The 20080-nt window shown below is 37.7% G+C and carries 21 protein-coding genes; 16 read left to right on the top strand and 5 right to left on the bottom strand.

Annotation, left to right across the window (positions count from 1 at the left end):
* Nucleotides 1-43 precede the first annotated feature (43 nt).
* The 11 genes from CDG59_RS08570 to pal all read left to right on the top strand — a co-directional run bounded on the left by CDG59_RS08570 (nucleotide 44) and on the right by pal (nucleotide 9854).
* On the top strand, nucleotides 44-1384 hold the full coding sequence (locus CDG59_RS08570; protein ID WP_087544828.1) for a deoxyguanosinetriphosphate triphosphohydrolase: 1341 nt from the start codon (nucleotides 44-46) through the stop codon (nucleotides 1382-1384).
* Complete coding sequence (locus tag CDG59_RS08565) at nucleotides 1384-2055, top strand: hypothetical protein (RefSeq protein ID WP_087544826.1); 672 nt, start codon at nucleotides 1384-1386, stop codon at nucleotides 2053-2055. The genes CDG59_RS08570 and CDG59_RS08565 overlap by 1 nt, the downstream gene beginning before the upstream one ends.
* 8 nt (nucleotides 2056-2063) lie before the next feature.
* The gene (gene ruvA, locus CDG59_RS08560) at nucleotides 2064-2666 is read left to right on the top strand and encodes a Holliday junction branch migration protein RuvA (protein ID WP_087544895.1); all 603 of its coding nucleotides are present in this window, start codon (nucleotides 2064-2066) and stop codon (nucleotides 2664-2666) included.
* Between the two features lie 18 nt (nucleotides 2667-2684).
* Nucleotides 2685-3680 (top strand): Holliday junction branch migration DNA helicase RuvB, encoded by a 996-nt coding sequence (gene ruvB, locus CDG59_RS08555; protein ID WP_046739447.1) that lies wholly within the window; start codon nucleotides 2685-2687, stop codon nucleotides 3678-3680.
* Nucleotides 3681-3821: 141 nt separating this feature from the next.
* Entirely contained in the window at nucleotides 3822-4730 is a 909-nt protein-coding gene (locus CDG59_RS08550; RefSeq protein WP_087544824.1) for a hypothetical protein, read from the top strand.
* 155 nt (nucleotides 4731-4885) lie between these two features.
* A complete protein-coding gene (gene ybgC / locus CDG59_RS08545) occupies nucleotides 4886-5293 on the top strand; it encodes a tol-pal system-associated acyl-CoA thioesterase (RefSeq protein WP_004661168.1) in 408 nt (135 codons plus the stop codon).
* A gap of 25 nt (nucleotides 5294-5318) precedes the next feature.
* On the top strand, nucleotides 5319-6017 hold the full coding sequence (gene tolQ / locus CDG59_RS08540) for a protein TolQ (protein ID WP_087544822.1): 699 nt from the start codon (nucleotides 5319-5321) through the stop codon (nucleotides 6015-6017).
* The gene (gene tolR, locus CDG59_RS08535) at nucleotides 6017-6469 is read left to right on the top strand and encodes a protein TolR (protein WP_087544820.1); all 453 of its coding nucleotides are present in this window, start codon (nucleotides 6017-6019) and stop codon (nucleotides 6467-6469) included. Before tolQ ends, tolR begins: the two co-directional genes overlap by 1 nt.
* Nucleotides 6470-6472: 3 nt before the next feature.
* On the top strand, nucleotides 6473-7882 hold the full coding sequence (tolA, locus tag CDG59_RS08530) for a cell envelope integrity protein TolA (protein WP_087544818.1): 1410 nt from the start codon (nucleotides 6473-6475) through the stop codon (nucleotides 7880-7882).
* Between the two features lie 96 nt (nucleotides 7883-7978).
* The gene (gene tolB / locus CDG59_RS08525; RefSeq protein WP_087544816.1) at nucleotides 7979-9262 is read left to right on the top strand and encodes a Tol-Pal system beta propeller repeat protein TolB; all 1284 of its coding nucleotides are present in this window, start codon (nucleotides 7979-7981) and stop codon (nucleotides 9260-9262) included.
* 22 nt (nucleotides 9263-9284) lie between these two features.
* Entirely contained in the window at nucleotides 9285-9854 is a 570-nt protein-coding gene (gene pal, locus CDG59_RS08520) for a peptidoglycan-associated lipoprotein Pal (RefSeq protein WP_087544814.1), read from the top strand.
* A gap of 50 nt (nucleotides 9855-9904) precedes the next feature.
* On the opposite strand, the gene CDG59_RS08515 is transcribed toward pal, so the two are convergent.
* Complete coding sequence (locus CDG59_RS08515; protein ID WP_005161254.1) at nucleotides 9905-10090, bottom strand: NF038105 family protein; 186 nt, start codon at nucleotides 10088-10090, stop codon at nucleotides 9905-9907.
* 176 nt (nucleotides 10091-10266) lie between these two features.
* Here CDG59_RS08515 and CDG59_RS08510 point away from each other — a divergent pair, with 176 nt between their 5' ends.
* The 5 genes from CDG59_RS08510 to CDG59_RS08490 all read left to right on the top strand — a co-directional run bounded on the left by CDG59_RS08510 (nucleotide 10267) and on the right by CDG59_RS08490 (nucleotide 13538).
* Nucleotides 10267-11238 carry a class 1 fructose-bisphosphatase gene (locus CDG59_RS08510; protein WP_087536405.1) on the top strand — a complete coding sequence of 324 codons (972 nt, stop codon included), beginning with the start codon at nucleotides 10267-10269 and terminating at the stop codon, nucleotides 11236-11238.
* 59 nt (nucleotides 11239-11297) lie between these two features.
* Nucleotides 11298-12074, top strand: a complete 777-nt coding sequence (locus CDG59_RS08505; RefSeq protein WP_087544813.1) for a TrmH family RNA methyltransferase — start codon at nucleotides 11298-11300, stop codon at nucleotides 12072-12074.
* Nucleotides 12075-12231: 157 nt separating this feature from the next.
* A complete protein-coding gene (locus CDG59_RS08500; RefSeq protein WP_087544811.1) occupies nucleotides 12232-12843 on the top strand; it encodes an RNA polymerase sigma factor in 612 nt (203 codons plus the stop codon).
* On the top strand, nucleotides 12836-13159 hold the full coding sequence (locus CDG59_RS08495; protein ID WP_087544809.1) for a hypothetical protein: 324 nt from the start codon (nucleotides 12836-12838) through the stop codon (nucleotides 13157-13159). Before CDG59_RS08500 ends, CDG59_RS08495 begins: the two co-directional genes overlap by 8 nt.
* Entirely contained in the window at nucleotides 13149-13538 is a 390-nt protein-coding gene (locus CDG59_RS08490; RefSeq protein ID WP_087536402.1) for a DUF3106 domain-containing protein, read from the top strand. Before CDG59_RS08495 ends, CDG59_RS08490 begins: the two co-directional genes overlap by 11 nt.
* Nucleotides 13539-13633: 95 nt before the next feature.
* Here the strand turns inward: CDG59_RS08490 and CDG59_RS08485 are convergent, their stop codons facing one another.
* From CDG59_RS08485 to cxpE, 4 genes are all read right to left on the bottom strand, one after another.
* Nucleotides 13634-16117: a hypothetical protein gene (locus CDG59_RS08485; protein WP_087536401.1), complete on the bottom strand. Its 2484-nt coding sequence runs from the start codon at nucleotides 16115-16117 to the stop codon at nucleotides 13634-13636.
* An 18-nt stretch (nucleotides 16118-16135) separates the two neighbouring features.
* Nucleotides 16136-17983 (bottom strand): rhombotarget A, encoded by a 1848-nt coding sequence (gene rbtA / locus CDG59_RS08480; RefSeq protein WP_087536400.1) that lies wholly within the window; start codon nucleotides 17981-17983, stop codon nucleotides 16136-16138.
* Nucleotides 17984-18098: 115 nt separating this feature from the next.
* A complete protein-coding gene (gene hda / locus CDG59_RS08475) occupies nucleotides 18099-18794 on the bottom strand; it encodes a DnaA regulatory inactivator Hda (RefSeq protein WP_087536399.1) in 696 nt (231 codons plus the stop codon).
* Between the two features lie 20 nt (nucleotides 18795-18814).
* Nucleotides 18815-20008 carry a chloramphenicol efflux transporter CxpE gene (gene cxpE / locus CDG59_RS08470; RefSeq protein ID WP_087544808.1) on the bottom strand — a complete coding sequence of 398 codons (1194 nt, stop codon included), beginning with the start codon at nucleotides 20006-20008 and terminating at the stop codon, nucleotides 18815-18817.
* Nucleotides 20009-20080 lie beyond the last annotated feature (72 nt).

Genomic DNA, 20080 nt, shown 5'->3' with positions numbered 1-20080 from the left:
TTTTTTGGCATGATGATCTTGAACTCATAGTGAATAATGATGAATGGAACAAATGCGTTGGTTGGAATTGCTTTCTGCAATTCGTTTAGGCAGTAAAAAAAGCAGTACAGAATTGGCTCGAAGCCCATTTCACAAAGATTACGATAGAATTATATTTTCCCAAAGTTTTCGACAACTGAATAGAAAAACTCAAGTTCACCCATTGACTCAACACGATGGTATTCATACTCGACTGACTCATTCGCTAGAAGTTTCTTGTATTGGTCGTTCGCTCGGCATGTTGGCTGCTGAAAAAATCAAAGATGAATTACCAATGTGGATTTCACCAGCAGATGTTGGCGCAATCATTCAAGCTGCTTGCTTAGCGCATGATATTGGGAATCCACCCTTTGGACATGCAGGAGAATACGCGATTCGGGAATGGTTTGATGATGCATCGCATCGTGACTTTCTCAGCCAATTAACACCCGAAGAAGCAGCAGATGTACGTCAGTTTGAAGGCAATGCACAAGGACTACGTTTGCTTACTCGGATTGACTATCATCCTGATGATGGTGGCATGCGTTTGACCTGTGCCACACTCGGAGCTTATTTAAAATATCCATGGTTATCTAAAACCATTGAAGAACAAGGCGATATGCCATCGCATCAAAGAGCAAAATTTGGTTGCTATCAATCTGAAAAAGAAATCTTAAAACAATTGGCTGAACAGCTCGGCTTAATTCAACTCGGTGAATATCATTTTTGTCGTCATCCGCTGACCTATTTATTAGAAGCTGCAGATGATATGTGTTATGCACTTATTGATTTGGAAGATGGCATCATACTGAATATGCTCAGTTATGAAGAAGTTGAGCCGATCTTTCTCAATTTAATTGCCGATTTCGGTCTACCAGAAGAATTACACCTACCCCATACCACATGGCAGCAAAAAATCGCAGCTTTGCGTGGGCGTGTCATGAAGCGTTTAGTCGATGAAGTCACTACCGCTTTTGCCAAACATCAATATGAAATTTTAACCGGTCAACTCAAGGGTAGCCTATTACAATATTGCTCGCCCGATATTGAAGCAGGCATTCAAACGGCAAAAAATCTGGCGAGAGATCGTATTTTTGAACATCCCCAAAAATCAGGTTTAGAGATTATTGCACATCAAAGCTTACAAACGATTTTGGATGCTTTTATTCCTTTGACTATGCCGCACAAAACATTAAGCTTTAAAGAACAACGTTTAATGTCAATTTTGCAGCATTCAGGGGTAAATCTACAAAACAACCACTATAATAATATTATGCAAGTCCTCGATATTATTAGTAAGTTTTCTGACCATCAGGCCTATAGCTTAGCGCAAGAGTTACAAGGTAATAAAGTTGGGTTCTTTTAATGCTTGGGCGGCATATAGATAATGGCGTTTATCTATCAAGTTTTATTTATCTTGATCAATGGGTTAAATGCTCTAAATGTAATCAGCCAAGTCTCTTAAAATATCATAAACCTCGAGCGCCTGAAAAAAACAGGTATCAAGGTACATTTTTTCTGAGCTGTTTAAATTGCGCTTATCAAATTAACCCAAACCAAAATCATGATACTCCTCAGCTTCATAATGGACATTATGAAGCAACAACATACCAATGCTGCCAAAAATGTGGTGGAGTCTGGTTGAGAGCAAAGCAAAAATTGCTGAATGTAGGCTCATTACCCCCATTTATTCGGGCAAGGTGTCGCCTTTGCCAACATATATCAAAGTTTGAGCAATATGGACTAAATTTTATTTTAGATCAAAATATCGGCTACACCTTTTACGGCTTAGAGCTCTATTTAAAAACCCAAACTCAGCATGGCGTGATTTCTGTTTATAATATTGAACACTTAAAAGAACTCAAAACATTTATTCAAGCTGGGTTACGAGAGCGAACCTCTCAAACTGGAAATGGTAGTTATTTTTCCCGCTTACCTGCTTGGATAAAATCCACACGAAATCGTAAAGAAATTCTAAAAGCCATTTTGCGTTTAGAAGAAATGGCATCTACTATTCAACCATTAACAAATAAGTGAAAGACTCAATGATCGGATGTTTAATTGGCGAAGTGTTTGCCTTAGAAGCCCCAACCGTATTGCTCAATGTGAATGGCGTGGGCTATGAAATAGACACACCACTTTCGACATTTTGCCAATTACAAAAAGGACAGAAAGTCACGTTATGGACCCACTTAGTCGTTCGTGAAGATGCTCAGCAACTTTATGGTTTTAGTGAAGCTCAAGAAAAAATCATTTTCCGTACTTTGCTTAAAGTAAATGGTGTCGGACCCAAAATGGCGCTCGGTATTCTTTCGACTTTGAGCGTGGACATGCTCATCCATACAGTCGAACATGGTGATGTAAAAACACTGGTCAAAGTCCCGGGAGTTGGTACGAAAACAGCTGAACGCTTAATGATTGAACTACGTGATCGTTTTAAAGCATTTTCAACCACTACCGTTTCAAATAATACAGCGTCCGCTCAAATACAGTTCACTGGAAATTCTGCTATTGCCGAAGCTGAAGCCGCTTTACAATCACTGGGCTACAAACCACTTGAAGCACAGAAATTGATTCAAGCCGTTAAAGCAGATTTTACCGAAGCTAGTGATATTATCCGAGCTGCACTTAAATCATTGAATAAATAAAGATAGACCGAACTCATTATGCAAGACCGTTTAATCAGTGGTTCTGAAAAACCAGAAGATCATTTTGATCGTGCGATTCGCCCAACCTCTCTTGAAGACTATATTGGTCAGCCAGTGGTACGTGAACAAATGGAAATCTTTATTGGTGCTGCACGAGGTCGTGGTGAAGCACTCGACCATACCTTGATTTTTGGTCCGCCGGGTTTAGGTAAAACCACATTGGCGAATATTATCGCACGCGAAATGGGCGGTAATTTAAAATCTACCTCTGGTCCTGTATTGGAACGAGCTGGAGATTTAGCGGCGATGCTGACCAATTTGGAAGAGGGTGACGTTCTCTTTATTGACGAAATCCATCGCCTATCCCCTGTGATTGAAGAGATTCTTTATCCGGCAATGGAAGACTATCAACTGGATATCATGATTGGTGAAGGTCCTGCTGCTCGTTCAATTAAATTAGATTTACCACCTTTCACCTTAGTTGCAGCAACAACGCGTGCGGGGCTACTCACCTCACCTTTACGTGATCGTTTTGGGATTGTACAGCGTTTAGAGTTCTATTCTGTTGAGGATTTAACCCATATCGTAACCCGTTCGGCAAATCTCATGGATGTTCCGATTACCAAAGAAGGTTCAACTGAAATCGCTAGACGTGCACGTGGTACGCCACGTATTGCCAATCGTTTATTACGTCGTGTTCGAGATTATGCGCAAGTGAAAGGCACGGGTGAAGTGACACAAGAGATGGCACAACGTGCTTTAGACATGCTGAATGTAGATAAAGATGGTTTAGATACTTTAGACCGTCGTTATCTCAGTATGTTACTTGAGCGTTTTGAAGGTCGTCCAACAGGTGTTGAAGCTTTAGCAGCCGCGATGGCTGAAGATAGCGGAACACTTGAAGATGTAATCGAACCTTATTTAATCCAACAAGGTTATGTCATGCGTACTGCACGTGGTCGTATTGCAACAAATATGGCTTATTTACAGTTTGGTATGACACCACCTGAATGAAATGATTATTCTGCCTTTTCATTATAAAAAGGCAGAATAATGTTATAAATAAAAACCATAAAAAATTAATTTTTTGTTATAATTAACCACTTAAAATACTTATTTTTTTAAACACTTAAATTTTAATACGTAGGGTTAAAAATGACAAATAAAATACTAGTTTCTGCATTATGTACTGGAGCTTTATTATTAACAGCATGTGGAGGTGGCGGATCTAGCAATGAGAGCTATACAACAACTAGCACTGTTGACTATAATAAATCTAAAACTATTGATTCTATTAGCTTACCTATCGTAAGTCTAACTAGCATAAAATATAATCCACTATATTTTATTAGCAATCTAGCAGATGATACATTTTATTATGCAGATAAACTAAATAATAATCTTAGCCCTGCTGTGTCATGTGAATCTGGGACATTTAAAAAAGATACTGATGGCTCTGTTATCCTAAACAACTGTAAAAATATAAAAATCAATGATAATAGTTATAATTTCACCATTTCAGGTAAAATCTATAGTAATTATACTGTTAATGAAGATAAATCAGTAATCAACAATGATCTTTCTTTAACAAATTTCATTATCAAATACAATGATAGCGAAATTGAAAACTATAATGGTAAAGTAGTAAAAACATATACTTTCAATGACGCTACTGAAAACCTAAAAGTAGATTATAAGATTAATAACTTGATCTTTACATGGAGTGACAACACAAATAAGGAGAGTTATAATTTAACAGATTATCTACTTACAGAAACCCATAATGTTGGGACCTATACAACAACTAAAGCTCAGGCTAAAGGTAGACTACAAGCTACTATAGATAATCAAAAATTCTCTGTAATTTTTGATAGCAATCGTGAATATGATTTATATAGCTCTTCACCTAACATAGCGGTTATTAATATTCAAGACACAGACAACTCTAAAAATGCGATTACGATTAAAAATACATCTAATGGGAAAGTACTTATTAGCGCATTTGCAAATGGAACATCTGTATCAGGTTATCCTAAAACTGTAAATTGGGACTATTTTGAATAATCTTCTTTTTTAGTACTTTATGCTAAGCCTTCACAAATGAAGGCTTAGCTTTTTATGTGTATTCAAGAATATGTTATTTATTACTATTCCCATCTTATGATTGACGCAATATCATTCCCTCAATTGCTCGCAGTATGCAGAAATAGGTTAAGGATATGGCTAATCATTTTGAATTTAATATTCGTGTATATATCGAAGATACAGATGCAGGCGGTATCGTTTACCATGCCAATCACATTCGTTTTATGGAACGCACGCGAACTGAATGGTTACGTGCAGCAGGCGTCGATCATTACTGGCATCAACAAGACTACAACTTCGTTGTACATCAAATTCAGGTGAAATATGTACGTCCAATATTAATGGATGACTTAATTACCGTTACAGCACGTGTTATTTCGTGTAAAGCAGCATCTTTTGTGTTGCAACAAAATATTTATCGTGGTGAAATCTTGCTGGCTTCAGGTGAGGTTACGTTGGCATGTTTAAACAAAGAGTTAATGCCACGTAGACTTCCTGAAGAAATACGTGATCTGATTCAAAAAGAATTAGCACAGGACTAAAAATAAACTTTCGGCACAGTGACTTATGGCAACTAATTTAGAATCTTCTCTACATATTTCTGACCTGATTTTACAAGCCAGCCCAGTCGTGCAATTGGTCATGTTGATCTTATTACTAGCGTCAATTTTCAGCTGGTATTTAATTGCCAAATTACATATGGGTTTTAAAAAAGCAGCTCAAGATGATGAGCATTTTCAAAAAATGTTCTGGTCAGGTGCCGAATTAAACACGCTCTACAATAATGCTCAGTTAAACTCCAAACGTAGTGGCCTAGAAGATATTTTTTATCACGGTTTAGGTGAGTTTTTTAAACTACAAAAACGCAAAGCAGATACCAATCAAACGATCGAAGGTACTGAACGTATTCTTCGTGTCGGTCTAAGTCGTGATCAAGGCGGTTTAGAACAAGGTTTAGGAGCGCTTGCAAGCATTGGTTCTGTTGCGCCTTATATCGGTTTATTCGGTACGGTTTGGGGCATTATGAATGCCTTTATTGGCCTTGCTGCCGTTGATCAAGTTACTTTGGCAACCGTAGCACCGGGTATTGCTGAAGCACTTATTGCAACAGCAATCGGTTTATTTGCAGCGATTCCTGCTGTGCTTGCTTTTAACCACTTCACAGCGAAAGGTGAATCAATTTATTCAGATCGTGCATTATTTGCAGAAGAAATGGTCGCTCTTTTACAGCGTCAAGCGATTGGATCGTCACAGGAAGATGCATAATGGCAATTCAACGATCTGGGCGTTTTGAACGCATTAAAAAACCACTGAAAAGTGATATGAACGTTGTACCCTATATTGACGTTATGTTGGTACTTTTAGTCATTTTCATGGTCACTGCACCTATGATTACCAGCGGCATCAAAGTTGATTTGCCCCAAGCCAATAATAATCCTATCGAATCGAAAGATATGCCTGCAATGGTAACGATTGGCAAAGATGGCAATATTTATTTGCAATACCAAGATCATAGAGATAGTGAACCTCTTTCACTTGAGCAGCTTGAAGCTATTTTGAGTAATGCTCAAAAGCAAGCGGAACAAGAAAATAAACAACTCACTGTATTAGTCAATGGTGATAAATCTCGTCCTTATGGTGAAGTTGTATCACTCATGGCAAGTTTACAAGAAGCAGGTTTAACTCAAGTTGGTTTACTGACAGAGCCATTAAAATAAGTTATGAAAAAATTTCAAGAGCCACCTTTTAAACAAAATGCAATTGCGCTAGGTTTTACCCTTGGGGTACATGCAATTGCGATTGTTGGCTTGCTTTTCTTAGGTCAAAGTAAACCGCCTAAGCAACCGAAAAAACTGACGACTGTTCTCATCAAGCCAGAAGATTTACCACCACCGATGGCAAAACCTGTAGAACAGGAAACGACTGCTGAAAATCAAGTGGAAGAAATATTAAGCCCTGTTATAGATAATACTCAACCTGAAAATGTTCCTGCCACTCCACCAACGCCTACTGCACAGCAACTTGCTGATGCAAAACAAAAAGCAAAAGAAGCAGCCCAAGCAAAACAAGCAGAAGAACAACGCAAAATTGCCGAAAAACAACGTGCAGATGAAGAAGCAAAACGTCAAATAGAACAAGCTACTGCTGATAAAGCTGCAAAAGATAAAGCCGCTGCCGATAAAGCTGCAAAAGACAAGGCCGCTGCTGATAAAGCTGCAAAAGACAAAGCCGCTGCTGATAAAGCTGCAAAAGACAAAGCCGCTGCTGATAAAGCTGCAAAAGACAAAGCCGCTGCCGATAAAGCTGCAAAAGACAAAGCCGCTGCCGATAAAGCTGCAAAAGACAAAGCCGCTGCTGATAAAGCTGCAAAAGACAAAGCCGCTGCTGATAAAGCTGCAAAAGACAAAGCCGCTGCTGATAAAGCTGCAAAAGACAAAGCCGCTGCTGATAAAGCTGCAAAAGACAAAGCCGCTGCTGATAAAGCTGCAAAAGACAAGGCTGCTGCTGACAAAGCTGCAAAAGACAAGGCTGCTGCTGACAAAGCTGCAAAAGACAAAGCCGCTGCTGATAAAGCTGCAAAAGACAAAGCCGCTGCCGATAAAGCTGCCAAAGACAAAGCCGCTGCCGATAAAGCTGCCAAAGACAAAGCCGCTGCCGATAAAGCTGCAAAAGACAAAGCCGCTGCCGATAAAGCTGCAAAAGACAAAGCCGCTGCTGATAAAGCTGCAAAAGACAAAGCCGCTGCTGATAAAGCTGCAAAAGATAAAGCAGATGCCGAAAGAGCCGAAGCAGATGCAAAAGCCGTTGCTGCTAAAAAGGCAGAGCAAGAGGCAGCTCAGAAAAAGGCAGATTCGAAAAAAATTGCTTCGACTGCCAAACGTGATTTCACAAATAAAATTGAAAGAGCTTGGAATGTCCCTTCTGGTTCAACAGGACAAAAAGCAACAGCCCGTGTAACACTTAGTGATAGTGGTGCTGTTTTATCTGTGATTGTAAATTCTAGTGATCCCGATGTAAAAGCAAGTGTAGAAGCCGCTGTTCGAGCCGCTGCTCCTTACCCTATGCCAGATGACCCTGATGCACGCCGTGAAGCAAGAAGCTTTACTTCTAGCTTTACTGCAAAACAGTAATGAATAGTTAACGTTACATGCTTTTAATAGAACAAAGCCTGTAACTATGTTAAATAATCAACAGCCACAAAAATACGAACATAAGTAATTGTAACTATGGACAAGACTCGTAAACACCTCATCTCCTTAGCAGTTTTGACTGCTATTAGCGCAATTGTTCCAACAGCAATTTTTGCACAACTTCACCTTGAAATTGCAAAAGCACCCGAACAAGCACCAAAAATTGCAATTATCCCTTTTACAAATGACAACTCGCTTTACCCAATTATTGAGAATGACTTAAATCGTTCAGGTCGATTTACAAGTGCATCGCAAAACTTACCTGCAACTGCAAGCATCAACCAAATCCAAGCTGGTGATTGGCAAAATGCTGGTGTGCCATATGTGGTGGTTGGTCAAATTAAAAACATTGATGCGAATACATTTGAAATCCATTACCAACTCTATGATGTACAAAAACAACAATATTTATTAAATGAAGTGCTGACTGTACCAAACTCTCGTGTTCGTCAAGCTGGGCATATGATCAGTGATGCGATATATCAAGCACTAACTGGTATTGCGGGTGATTTTAGCGGTCGTATTGCCTATGTATTACGCAATCCAGAAACCCCTGCTCAACGCTATACATTACAAATTGCTGATACGGATGGTGAACAACCTAAAACGGTACTGTCATCACGAGATCCAATCCTTTCTCCAACATGGACACCTGACGCTAAAAAAATTGCTTATGTCTCTTTCGAAACTAAACGCCCTGCAATTTACATTCAGGATTTAGCAACGGCTCAACGTGAGGTTTTAGCGAGTTTCAAAGGCTTAAATGGTGCACCAAGCTTCTCGCCCGATGGGCAATCAATGTTGTTCACAGCATCTATGCATGGTAATCCTGAAATTTATCAGATGAATTTAAATACGCGCCAACTACAGCGTATGACCAATGACTCAGCGATTGATACCGAAGCACGTTATGCACCTGATGGAAAATCATTTATTTTCACCTCAGATCGTGGCGGTTCTCCTCAAATTTATCGCTACAGTTTTGATGATAGTTCAGTTAAACGCCTTACCTTCAAAGGTGCATTTAATGCTCGCGGCACGTTAAGTGCTGACGGTAAAAAAATTGCTTTAGTTCATCGACCAAGTGGCAGTAATTACAAAGTCGCATTACAAGATATTAATACAGGGATCACTAATATATTGACACCAACCAGTCTGGATGAGTCACCAAGTTTCTCTCCGAATGGGCAGATGGTTGTTTATGCAACACGTGAGGGTAACCGCGGCTTACTCTCTATTATGTCTACAGATGGTCGATTCCGTATGAATTTACCAAGCGAACAAGGTGAAGTCCGTGAACCCGCTTGGGCACCAAAATAAATTTGATTGATTGGAGAATCACATGAATATTAAATACCTAACACTTCCACTCTTAGCTGCGACGATTGCTTTCACGGGTTGTGCGAGTCGTAAACCTGCTGCTGAAATCACAGCAGGCAATACAGCACCTAATACATCAACCACCGTAAGCACCGAAGGACTAAGTGAAGATGCTGCATTGAATGCACAGAACTTGGCTGGCGCTTCATCAAAAGGGGTAACTGCTGCGAACAAAGCTTTTTTAGCGAAACGTGTTGTTCACTTTGATTACGATAGCAGCGATCTATCAAATGATGACTATCAAACACTTCAAGCACATGCACAGTTCCTCGTTGCAAATGCCAATTCTCGGGTGGCATTGACAGGTCACACGGATGAACGTGGTACGCGTGAATACAATATGGCTTTAGGTGAGCGTCGTGCAAAAGCGGTCGAAAGTTTCTTGATTACCAATGGTGTCAACCCACAGCAGTTAGAAGCCGTGAGCTACGGTAAAGAAGCACCTGTAAACCCAGGTCATGACGAAGCAGCGTGGAAAGAAAATCGTCGCGTAGAAATTAATTATGAAGCAGTGCCACCATTATTAAAATAATGTTCGGATTTGCAATAAAAATGCTCACAATGTGAGCATTTTTATTTTGATTAAGATGAAGATTTTTGCTTCGACTGAGGTTGCATCGACTCAATCATATCGTGCTTATTAAATTCTTTGTACTCAGGCTTCGCTTCATACTCTTTCCAAGCATCTTTCACACTTTCTTTCGAAATCGTATCTAAGCTAATCGATTCACTTGGCGTAGGGGTAGCTTCAAAATTTTTGGTTGACATCGTTCCTCTCCAAACTTCCTGTCTAGTATGCAATCAACATAGCATGTAATAGAATGCTTGTAATCACAAAAGCAACATAAATAAAGTAAGATAATTTTTATTTTCGAGCGATCTCATCTAGAATAGCGACATTCTTTTTATCAATTTTTGATGCGGCTAAATCGGAGCAATTCAATATGTCAAACCTTACATTATCCCAATATTTAGAACAACAAAAAGGGAATTTGACACCAGAATTGGCACAAGTCATTGAAACAATCGCGGCAACATGCCAAACCATTGACCAAGCACTACAAAAAGGCGCTTTAGCTGGTATTTTAGGCAGTGCTGGCAACGAAAATGTACAAGGTGAAACTCAAAAGAAATTAGATGTCATTTCTAACGACTATCTTATTGATGCATTAAAAGCGCATCCGCAAGTAGGTGGATTAGCTTCTGAAGAATTGGATGATTTCACACCTGCCCAAGAAAATGGCAAATATTTAGTGTTATTCGATCCACTCGATGGTTCAAGCAACATCGACATCAACATGTGTGTCGGTACAATTTTCTCTATTCTTCCCGCTAAAAATGCAGTCACTCAATCTGCAGATTTTATGCAAGCGGGTACTGAGCAAGTCGCTGCTGGGTATGTACTTTATGGCCCTTCAACCATGTTAGCGCTTACCGTAGGTGCAGGTGTTGTATTCTTTACTTTCGATCCAACCACTCAAACCTTCCTACTGACTACGAATCAAGTTCAAGTTTTAGCAGATACACAAGAATTCGCTATCAACTCATCAAATCAACGTCATTGGGAAAATCCAGTGAAACGCTATATTGACGAGCTTTTAGCGGGTAAAACATCAGTCCGTGAAAAAGATTTCAATATGCGTTGGGTTGCATGTATGGTCGGTGATATTCACCGTATCTTATGTCGTGGCGGCATCTTCCTCTACCCTTATGATCTCAAAGATCCTAAAAAAGCAGGTCGTTTGCGTTTAATGTATGAAGCAAATCCAATGAGCATGTTAATTGAACAAGCTGGTGGTGCCTCTACGACAGGACGTGTTCGCATTATGGATATTCAACCAACAGAATTACACCAACGTGTTCCTGTTATAATTGGCTCTAAAAATGAAGTGGAACGTGTAACAAGCTACCACTAATTACTTTTATATTCAGGGCATTATTATCATCTTATAATGCCCTTTTGGATCTTTATATTATGGCTGTTATTTTTCTAGAATCAAAAGACAATGCAAAAATCAAACATTTGCGTGGGCTGATCGAACTCAATAGTGCTCGAAAGAAACATCAGCAAACTGTTCTAGAAGGTACTCATCTGTGTTTAGCATGGCTACAACAACATAAAAAAATCTTTTCATTATTTACGACTGAACAAGCTCTCGATCATCCTGAATTACAAAAGGTGATTGAATTACAACAGGGACATATTTTTGTCATTAGTGAAGTACTGTATAAAGATTTAAGTACTTTAGGTACAACTCTGCCTTGTTTAGCAATTGTCGATCTCCCTAAAACATCATTAACAATTGATTTTAAAGCTGATACCTTAATCTTAGAAAATGTGCAAGACCCTGGAAATGTTGGTACGCTATTGCGTTCGGCTGCCGCAGCCAACATTAAGCAAGTAATTTGTACGCAAGGTTCAGCTTCTCTTTGGTCCCCACGTGTATTACGCGCAGGAATGGGTGCCCATTTTAGCGTACATTGTTTTGAGAATTTTCAGTTAACCGACATTCTTCCCAAGTTTCAAATTCCTGTGTTTGTAACGAGTTCACATCGTTCAACCAGCTTGTATAGCAAAGATTTAAAGCAAGCATGTGTTTGGATTTTAGGTAATGAGGGACAAGGTGCAAGTGACTATGCCCTAGAACATGCTCAGGCTGTTACTATTCCTCAACCGGGCGGGCAAGAATCTTTAAATGTTGCAATTGCTGGATCAATTTGCTTTTTTGAAATGGTTCGCCAACGCCAATAAAAACGTTAAATTATTTTAAATACGATTTTTTTAATGAAAAAATCCATTACACTCATAAAATAATTGCTTAAGTTGTCAACGCATCCACCATTTTCAACGTTATATGATTAATTAATTGAAATAATGGTGGGTATCCATGACAGGATTTTCCATCTCTATGGATTTAGCACCGAAACAGGCTCGAACTGAAAATGGTACTGATTGTAGTACTGTTGAACAACGTCTGCGTTTTTTTATGCAAGACGTTACAGGTCGTGCACTTGTGATGATGGAAAGTGCAACTCAGGGACAACAAGGCATTGCAATGGATTTGGTACAAGAAGCCTTTATTTCATTGCATAAATCGTATTCAGATAAAAGTATTGAAGAATGGTATCCATTGTTTTATACCATTTTAAATAACAAATTACAGGATTGGAGGCGCAAAGAAGCGCGTCGAGCAACTCCTTTCTCATTATTCAAAAAAATTAGCTTAGACGATGATGAGGAAATTATTGATGTGGTAGATGAATCTACCCCCAATCCATTCGAATTTCTTAATCAAGAAGTCACAATGGATGAAATTCAGGCTGCCATCAACCAATTACCAGTACGTCAACAGCAAGCATTTATGTTAAGAGCTTGGGAAGGTTTTGATACTGCAACCACCGCTCAAATTATGAATTGCAGTGAAGGTAGTGTAAAAACCCATTATCATCGTGCAATCCAAGGGCTTAGAATTGCTTTAGAGCATTTAAATCCACATACGGGAGGGTCATCAAATGAATAAAGATGAGTTCACTAAATCAGTGACTTCCAAACTCGATCAACTAGCAAAAGAGCAACATCACAAAAAAATGTTAGTGATGAACCATGTTCTAGATACTGTCCAAAAGAAACCAACCTCTTATTACAGCCTCTGGAAAATGGGAGGCTTTGCTTTAGCAGCAGCTCTTACTGGTATCGTTGTATTACCAAACTCTCTACAACTGAACGATAAGCCACAAAGTCAGGTCGTTGTAAATCCAAAACTTTCACCACAAATGGTTGAAGATATGGAAATGTTGATGGTACTTGGTGAGGATAAAGGTCCACATGGCAGCTAAGAAAATAGCAATTGTTGTGTGTGCACTCAGCTTACTTCAAACAAGTTTTGCTGGTTCTGAGCGTTTTTGGGTGTTCTCAAAATCAAATAAACCAACTACAGAAGAAGCTTGGGATGATTTATCTCCAGAAGAACAACGTGTTCTTATTCAACGTTATCAAAGTTTAAAAGAAATCCCAACTGATCAGGGCTCTCAGCTTCAACAAAGAATGGAATGGTTTACTCAGCTTCCAGAAGATGAAAAACAAAAAATGCGTAATGTTTGGCAAAAACTGGGAACTCAGGAACGGAACACTTTGCGTAAACGTATGCAAAATGCCAGTGCCGAAGATAAAGTGAACATCCGTGAAGAATATTTAAGCAAATATTCTGAACACTAATTGTTTTTATATGAATTTCTCTTTAGTTGTATACATTTAATTTATAATTTGAACATATAAAAAGAGCGCTTTAAAAGCGCTCTTTTTATTCACTCTTACTTTTTATAACGACGATATGCTAGTAAACCCAACAAACCTAATGCAGAGAAGATACCCATACTTCCTCCGCCGCTTTTCGCAGGTCGAGTATCATCCGAGGTAGTTGCTGTACTAATTACGTTTACAGTTGCTAAATTTGAAAGTTTTGGTGTTTCATCATTATCATAAACTTGATAATTAAACGAATAATTAAATGGATTAAAAGTATTTACTTCTTGAATATAAATATTTCCACCATAACACGTTTCTTTTTGATCAGGCGGAGGACATTTACCTTTACGATCAGCAGTAACTATTAGATTTTTTGTTGGGACGTTCGATAATCTTATCGGTAATTCTAACCCATCTTCATTTATCCAAAAGTCTGACTTATTAGGTTTTGTTTCAGGACCTTTACCACCTGGGCCTGTATCACCTGCATCGTTAGCTAGTTCTAAAAGATTCAATTTTGCGATTTCTTTTTGCTGATACTTTAATGTCACAGATGTATCTTTAGCTTCAGGTGCTTGATTTGTAAATGAGGCCTTAATTAAACCTTTTGTTTGTATTGTATGATCATTTTTATATGTGATGGTATAACTACACAAAGCTTGTTCACCATCTTGTGTAATCGTATCATCTTTTCTATACACAACAATTTGTTGAATCTCAGGGACCCAAGTACATACTAAATTTCTATCTTCACGAGAATTTAGTTGACCATTAACAACTGAACCAACCCCAACCGTATCAACTTTAATATCATACAATTCCGGACTAAAAAAATCTAATCGGTGACTTTCATCAGATAAAGCAACCTCATGTGGTAATGGAAGTTTAAATGATTGTAAATCGATATAAATAGCTCGATATTTCAAATTTTCTTTTTTATCGTAATATTCAACTAATTTTTTATATTGCTCTAAGCGATATTTATAGTAAGTAAGATATTCCTGATCATTCGGATTCTTAACTAGATTATCAAAATAATCATTTTGAGTCTTATAATCACTGATTAATTGACTTAATGATCCATTAGTAATGCTATTAATATCACCAGCTGTTAGCCGCATCAACTCTACAGAACCAATATCACATGTATTTTTTGCTTCCGGTTGATAAAATAATACTCTATCAGCAAGACGAGCTACTCCTCTTTGATCATATTCACTACAACCAGTTGTACCTTCACCACTTACATTCACTAAATCCTGCTTATCAGCTCCTGCTTGTGTTATTCTTTTTGGATAATACATTGGTAAAAAAGCAGTATATTGAGATGCTGGGGCCATTGAACTTAATACAGTATCCATAGGAACATTGGTTAAATCAATGTTTGTTGTATTAGCTGTATTTAGCTCTGCGGGTAAATCACATTTGCCATTATTTAATAATGAAAATGCATTATAGACAGCACCAATTCCCACATTCTCTTCTTTTGAAGCATCACCCAACAAATAACGACAAGAATATGCTCCTGAATTATAAGCAATTATATTAAAAAGCAAAGTCTTTACACCAATCTTATCATATAGAAAAGTTGTATATGCTTTATTTTCTACAATAGTGTTACTTGTTAGTGCTAATGCACTACCACTACTTAATATTGTTGAATTGTTTTGATCTTCAGATCCAGCTTTTGTATCACCACTAAATTTTATTAAATTTCCTTTGACAGAGTTAGCGGTATTCTGAGCAATTGTATTTGCCTCCAACATCACTGCAGGCAAGCCACAGAACTCCATCATACTTAATGAAGTATCCGATCCATTTTTTATCAGACTACTTGCTGTAAAACTTATATTTCTTTGCGAATATAGATTATCATTCTTACAAGCCATTGCAATTACACTACCAATTGTAGCGTCATTACCTTCAAATAAACTTTTAGAAATTGTAGCCGAAGCAGCTAGTCCAGCTAGATAAATTGCCCCACCTGCACCAGTAGTTGCTTTAGAGTTTAATACCTTAATACTTTGCAAGGTAATATTTGCACCAGCATAAATTGCACCACCATTTCCCTGATTAGGCGCAACACCATTCGCAAGTATTAAATTCGTTAAAGTTAAAGGGTTCTTACCAGCAGTTGTATTAAAAATTCGAGAATTCTCTGCTTTGATAGTCGTCTTAATTTCAACTTGTGCAGGATATTGATTCGCAACATCATTAATTAGAACATTTTTTTCATTCCAATTAGCTGGAGCTGCTCCCCATATTCTCACTTCTGAGTCAGGTGTTAATTCACTTTTTAATGTATATTCACCCGCTTCTAATTGGATATCTTGAGTATTAGAATAAATATCCGCAACAACACAACCATGTGCAGATACACGCGTTTTTGCAACCTCTAAAGCTTCTCTGATTGAACAAAGAGAATCTTCTTTATTTTCATCATTAAAGGTAGTCACTTTAATTGGTGCTGTTGCACTATTTGTTGCAGCTAACAATGGCATAGCTGAAACAACCATTAACGTTAATAAGGTTTTCTTATAATTTTTCATCTCATTTATCATCCTTGATTATGATTTAAAACGTCTCAATCCAATTAAACCAAACACCATTAAAATCCATCCAAAATCCATGCTGCCAACATTTACAGTTTTATTTTGAAAATTATTTGGCGGATCTTGGACAATTGTCGTAGGAATATCAATATAGTAATTTGAAGGGTCATTAAGCCTAGTGATTGTAGTGATTACACGGATATTAAATTTATCTGCACCATGCCAATTACCATTTGGCACATAGACAATATTCCCTTTTGAATCTATTGTTAATTTACCTTTTGACTTTGTTTCAGTCTGTTCAATATTAAGACAACCTGATTGCCATGGTAATCCGTTAGCATCTGTATCACTCTTAAATATTATTTTACACGCCTCAGGATCAACTAATTCACCATCCAATAAACTATTCGCAATACTAAACTTTGCGATTTGACCATATAGAATATCTTGCCCAGCAATTTCTACATCATTACGATTTACTACCAACTCAATCGCACCTAGATCACATAGTTCACTATAAACACTGCGCACTTTACCTCGTTGATCAGAAGTTTCACAACTAATAGCCCCCTTGTTTGTTCCATCGCTAAAAATCCTCCCCTTATTAATGATTAGAGAGTCAGACAATGAATTATAAGAAGTTAATAATCTTGGTTGAAAAAAACCTAACATTTGATCTTTGGGAGTCGTATAAGGACATAATAATCCTTTGTCCTGAGGTAAATCACAATCCCCCTCCACTTTTCCACCTGCGATCAAATCAGTGTTTAATAGAAAATTTGGCAGTCCAGCGGGTGCATTACGATTGCAATCCACCTCTGTCAAATTACTTTGAATAACCGAAGAATCATTACTATCTGCAACACAGTTTTTATTATTTTTAGCTATGATACTATTTGAAATAAACGCACCATTCTCTAATTCAGCGGGTTTTGTGTCAGTAGCAGGGGTTGAAATCCATTTCGGAGCTTGCAAATATAGTCCAGCATCATTATAAATCATCGTAATATTATTGATCACCATTCCCCCTCGAATATTTGCTACATAGCCTCCCTTATTATTAAAAATGGTGGAATTTCTGATTCCAAATGCTGTTAAGGTTAAGGCGTTCGAAATCGCAGTATCACTATAAGCATTTTGTACATATAAAATACTTCCATTTGCTTTTACTTCATTATTCTTTATCACTGATTGAGTAATAATATAACGAGGAACTTCACTATAAATGACCGCCCCCTGATCAGCTTTATTACCTTCAAAAATAGTATTACTTACACTAACAACACCTGCAGTTTTCTTGTCAGATAGTAAACCTTTATTATAAATAGCACCGCCTAAACTTGCATTACCATCCATCAATCTAGAGTATTGAATTGTTAATATTTCTCGATTTGAAATCAAACCACCTTCAACTACTTTTTGGGATGATCCTTTTAAATTTAATTCATTAAAGTTAACAATTAATGGGTCTTTTTCAACATCATTATCATCAACAATAAATAGGCTTTCTGCGCCTATCATTTTAATAGTAGCGTTATTTAAACCTTTCTTTGTGTCATTAAAGCTTGTACTAGCAGCAGTTTTAATTGTCATTGCAGCTTTAACTTCAAGTGCTTTACTCAAAGTATACTCTTTATCACGATCTAGGATAATAATCGATGAAGCATCTTTATTACCGCAACCATGATAACCATTTTCAAATTCTTTTTGGGTACGATTATTTAAGAATGTTACAGCTTCACGTAATGAACAAACGGTATCATCTTTGTCTTCATCAACTAATGTTGTAACTTGAATATCCGCAGAATATACATGTCCAGTAATCGCAAATAAAGCGCAGGCAAGCGTCCGTTTGAGCATACCGTTCTCCTTCTATTTTCATTTTTCTTAGTATTGCAAACTACAAATTTGCAACCACATTCCTTTGTGCGTACTTTGTCATAGCTGTCAAAATTACTCAAGAAATTTTATGCGATTAGTGATATTCATCAATCAGAGCAAAAATTTGCTTAATCGTTGTATTTGAGAGCTTTGTTTTCTCACCTTTCAACATCTTTTCAAGTTGGGCAAGTGTCTGTAATAGAATGGAAGCTTGATGTGGCCCATTACTCAACAAATAATCAATAATTTGTTGGTCAAAATGAATTCCTCGCCTCGTCATAACAGAGTGTAATAAAGCCTGTCGATCTGTATATGAGCTTCCATTTGGCACTTTGACACTGACCGCTTGAGTCAGTCTCGACTGTAAGTCAGGTAATTCTAATTTTAATTCTATCGGTGCTACACGAGATGAAAAGACCAGTTGTCCATCATGATTATTCATTAAATGAAAAACAGCTTTTTGCCAATGAGGTACACCACTAATTGCATCAATATCATCTAATGCCACTAAATCATAAAACTCTAATGAAGTAATCGCTTCAATTGGTGCATCTAATAATTCTAATAATGAGACTTTTATTGCACGACGACCCAATTCTAAATATGAATCACAAATTGCAGAGAGTAAATGGCTTTTACCAGTACCAGCACCGCCATAAACATAAAAGCGATTTACCAGTCCAGTATGTAACTGTCGTATCGCATCAACTACATGACCCCACCCTGGCCCCGAAAAATCGCTAATTCGCGCATCGAGCTGTGGTTCTATATCGAGTTGTAGTTGACGCATATCGTTAATTTGTTCCTCAATTACTTTAGATCATTTGAATGTGAAGTTTCACTATCTTGAGAGTTTTTAATCTCAATATCAAATTCTACATCACCAGCATCCACATTTATACGTTGAATTTCACCATGTTGAATACTGACCTCAATTGGAGATCCGTAAAATCGACTTTTTTCGTAATTATCTCTTGCGTGTTTAAGTAACACGACGATAACAGCCGCTACAGGCAAAGCAATCAGCATCCCTAAAAAACCACCCAGTTGAGCACCAGCTAGTACCGCAAATACAACAGCAACAGGAGATAGACCAATTTTGTCACCAAGTAAGAAAGGCTGCAAAATATATCCTTCCACCATTTGCCCAATCATAAATACAATACCCACTAAAAGTAACTGCATCCAATCAAGACCAAACTGGAATAATGAAGCAATCACGGCTGCGATAATACCAACCCCAAAGCCTAGATAAGGGATAATACTGGCCAAACCAGCAATCATTCCAATAATTAAACCCACTTCTAAACCAATGATTTGCAGGCCAACGGCATACACTATTCCTAATAGCAGCATTACGAGGAACTGACCTTTAACAAACGCTCCAAGCACACTATGACATTCACGAACAATGACTAAAGTTGATTCTTCATATGGACGAGGTATTAAACGACGCATACTTTGCAACATTCTTTCCCAATCAAGTAAGAAATAGAATGAAATGATAGGAATCAAAATAAATACGCCACCTAATTGAATAAAATTCAAACCAGATTGTGCTAAACGTAAAGCCATGGCTTGAATACTATCTGCACTGTAATTCGTTTGAATGTATTCCATAATTGCTTTAGAAATCTGTTCTGTATCCAACTCCATTGGAACAACATTAAAAGTATGGGATACCCAAGGTAGAAATGTCGCATTTACCCAATGTATACCTGCTGGAATACTATCTCGCGCATAGATTAATTGCTTCCAAACCAATGGGACAAGGAACCATAAAACAACTGTTAAGGTTATGCCAATCCCAACAAAGACGAGACTGATCGCCAACCAACGAGGTAATTTAATTTTTACAAGGACATCTACAAGGGGACTAAAGAGATAGGCAATAAAAAAAGCGCCAACAAATGGTAATACAACTGGTTTTAATAGATACAACACCCAAAGTAGTAATGCGAGTCCTGCGAGGATAAAGATACGACGTAGTACCTGATCTTGCATAAAATCTAGCCTTTTTTCGTGTAATCGTTATAAATGGGAAAAAAATTTAATTAAAGATAGCATTTTCGAGCA

This window comes from Acinetobacter sp. WCHA29 (assembly GCF_002165335.1).
In the GTDB taxonomy this organism is placed as follows: Bacteria; Pseudomonadota; Gammaproteobacteria; order Pseudomonadales; family Moraxellaceae; genus Acinetobacter.
The sequence above is the reverse complement of the archived record's forward strand: the minus strand, read 5'-3'. Positions and strand labels throughout refer to the sequence as shown.

Excerpts from the sequence above, each read along its gene's own strand:
- ruvA (WP_087544895.1), top strand. The coding sequence starts at position 2,064 with ATGATCGGATGTTTAATTGGCGAAGTGTTTGCCTTAGAAGCCCCAACC.
- CDG59_RS08500 (WP_087544811.1), top strand. The coding sequence starts at position 12,232 with ATGGATTTAGCACCGAAACAGGCTCGAACTGAAAATGGTACTGATTGT.
- rbtA (WP_087536400.1), bottom strand. The coding sequence starts at position 17,983 with ATGCTCAAACGGACGCTTGCCTGCGCTTTATTTGCGATTACTGGACAT.
- tolQ (WP_087544822.1), top strand. The coding sequence starts at position 5,319 with ATGGCAACTAATTTAGAATCTTCTCTACATATTTCTGACCTGATTTTA.
- CDG59_RS08495 (WP_087544809.1), top strand. The coding sequence starts at position 12,836 with ATGAATAAAGATGAGTTCACTAAATCAGTGACTTCCAAACTCGATCAA.
- tolB (WP_087544816.1), top strand. The coding sequence starts at position 7,979 with ATGGACAAGACTCGTAAACACCTCATCTCCTTAGCAGTTTTGACTGCT.
- ruvB (WP_046739447.1), top strand. The coding sequence starts at position 2,685 with ATGCAAGACCGTTTAATCAGTGGTTCTGAAAAACCAGAAGATCATTTT.
- CDG59_RS08485 (WP_087536401.1), bottom strand. The coding sequence starts at position 16,117 with ATGAAAAATTATAAGAAAACCTTATTAACGTTAATGGTTGTTTCAGCT.
- CDG59_RS08490 (WP_087536402.1), top strand. The coding sequence starts at position 13,149 with ATGGCAGCTAAGAAAATAGCAATTGTTGTGTGTGCACTCAGCTTACTT.
- hda (WP_087536399.1), bottom strand. The coding sequence starts at position 18,794 with ATGCGTCAACTACAACTCGATATAGAACCACAGCTCGATGCGCGAATT.
- CDG59_RS08515 (WP_005161254.1), bottom strand. The coding sequence starts at position 10,090 with ATGTCAACCAAAAATTTTGAAGCTACCCCTACGCCAAGTGAATCGATT.
- CDG59_RS08570 (WP_087544828.1), top strand. The coding sequence starts at position 44 with ATGGAACAAATGCGTTGGTTGGAATTGCTTTCTGCAATTCGTTTAGGC.
- tolA (WP_087544818.1), top strand. The coding sequence starts at position 6,473 with ATGAAAAAATTTCAAGAGCCACCTTTTAAACAAAATGCAATTGCGCTA.
- cxpE (WP_087544808.1), bottom strand. The coding sequence starts at position 20,008 with ATGCAAGATCAGGTACTACGTCGTATCTTTATCCTCGCAGGACTCGCA.
- CDG59_RS08510 (WP_087536405.1), top strand. The coding sequence starts at position 10,267 with ATGTCAAACCTTACATTATCCCAATATTTAGAACAACAAAAAGGGAAT.
- CDG59_RS08565 (WP_087544826.1), top strand. The coding sequence starts at position 1,384 with ATGCTTGGGCGGCATATAGATAATGGCGTTTATCTATCAAGTTTTATT.
- ybgC (WP_004661168.1), top strand. The coding sequence starts at position 4,886 with ATGGCTAATCATTTTGAATTTAATATTCGTGTATATATCGAAGATACA.
- tolR (WP_087544820.1), top strand. The coding sequence starts at position 6,017 with ATGGCAATTCAACGATCTGGGCGTTTTGAACGCATTAAAAAACCACTG.
- pal (WP_087544814.1), top strand. The coding sequence starts at position 9,285 with ATGAATATTAAATACCTAACACTTCCACTCTTAGCTGCGACGATTGCT.
- CDG59_RS08505 (WP_087544813.1), top strand. The coding sequence starts at position 11,298 with ATGGCTGTTATTTTTCTAGAATCAAAAGACAATGCAAAAATCAAACAT.
- CDG59_RS08550 (WP_087544824.1), top strand. The coding sequence starts at position 3,822 with ATGACAAATAAAATACTAGTTTCTGCATTATGTACTGGAGCTTTATTA.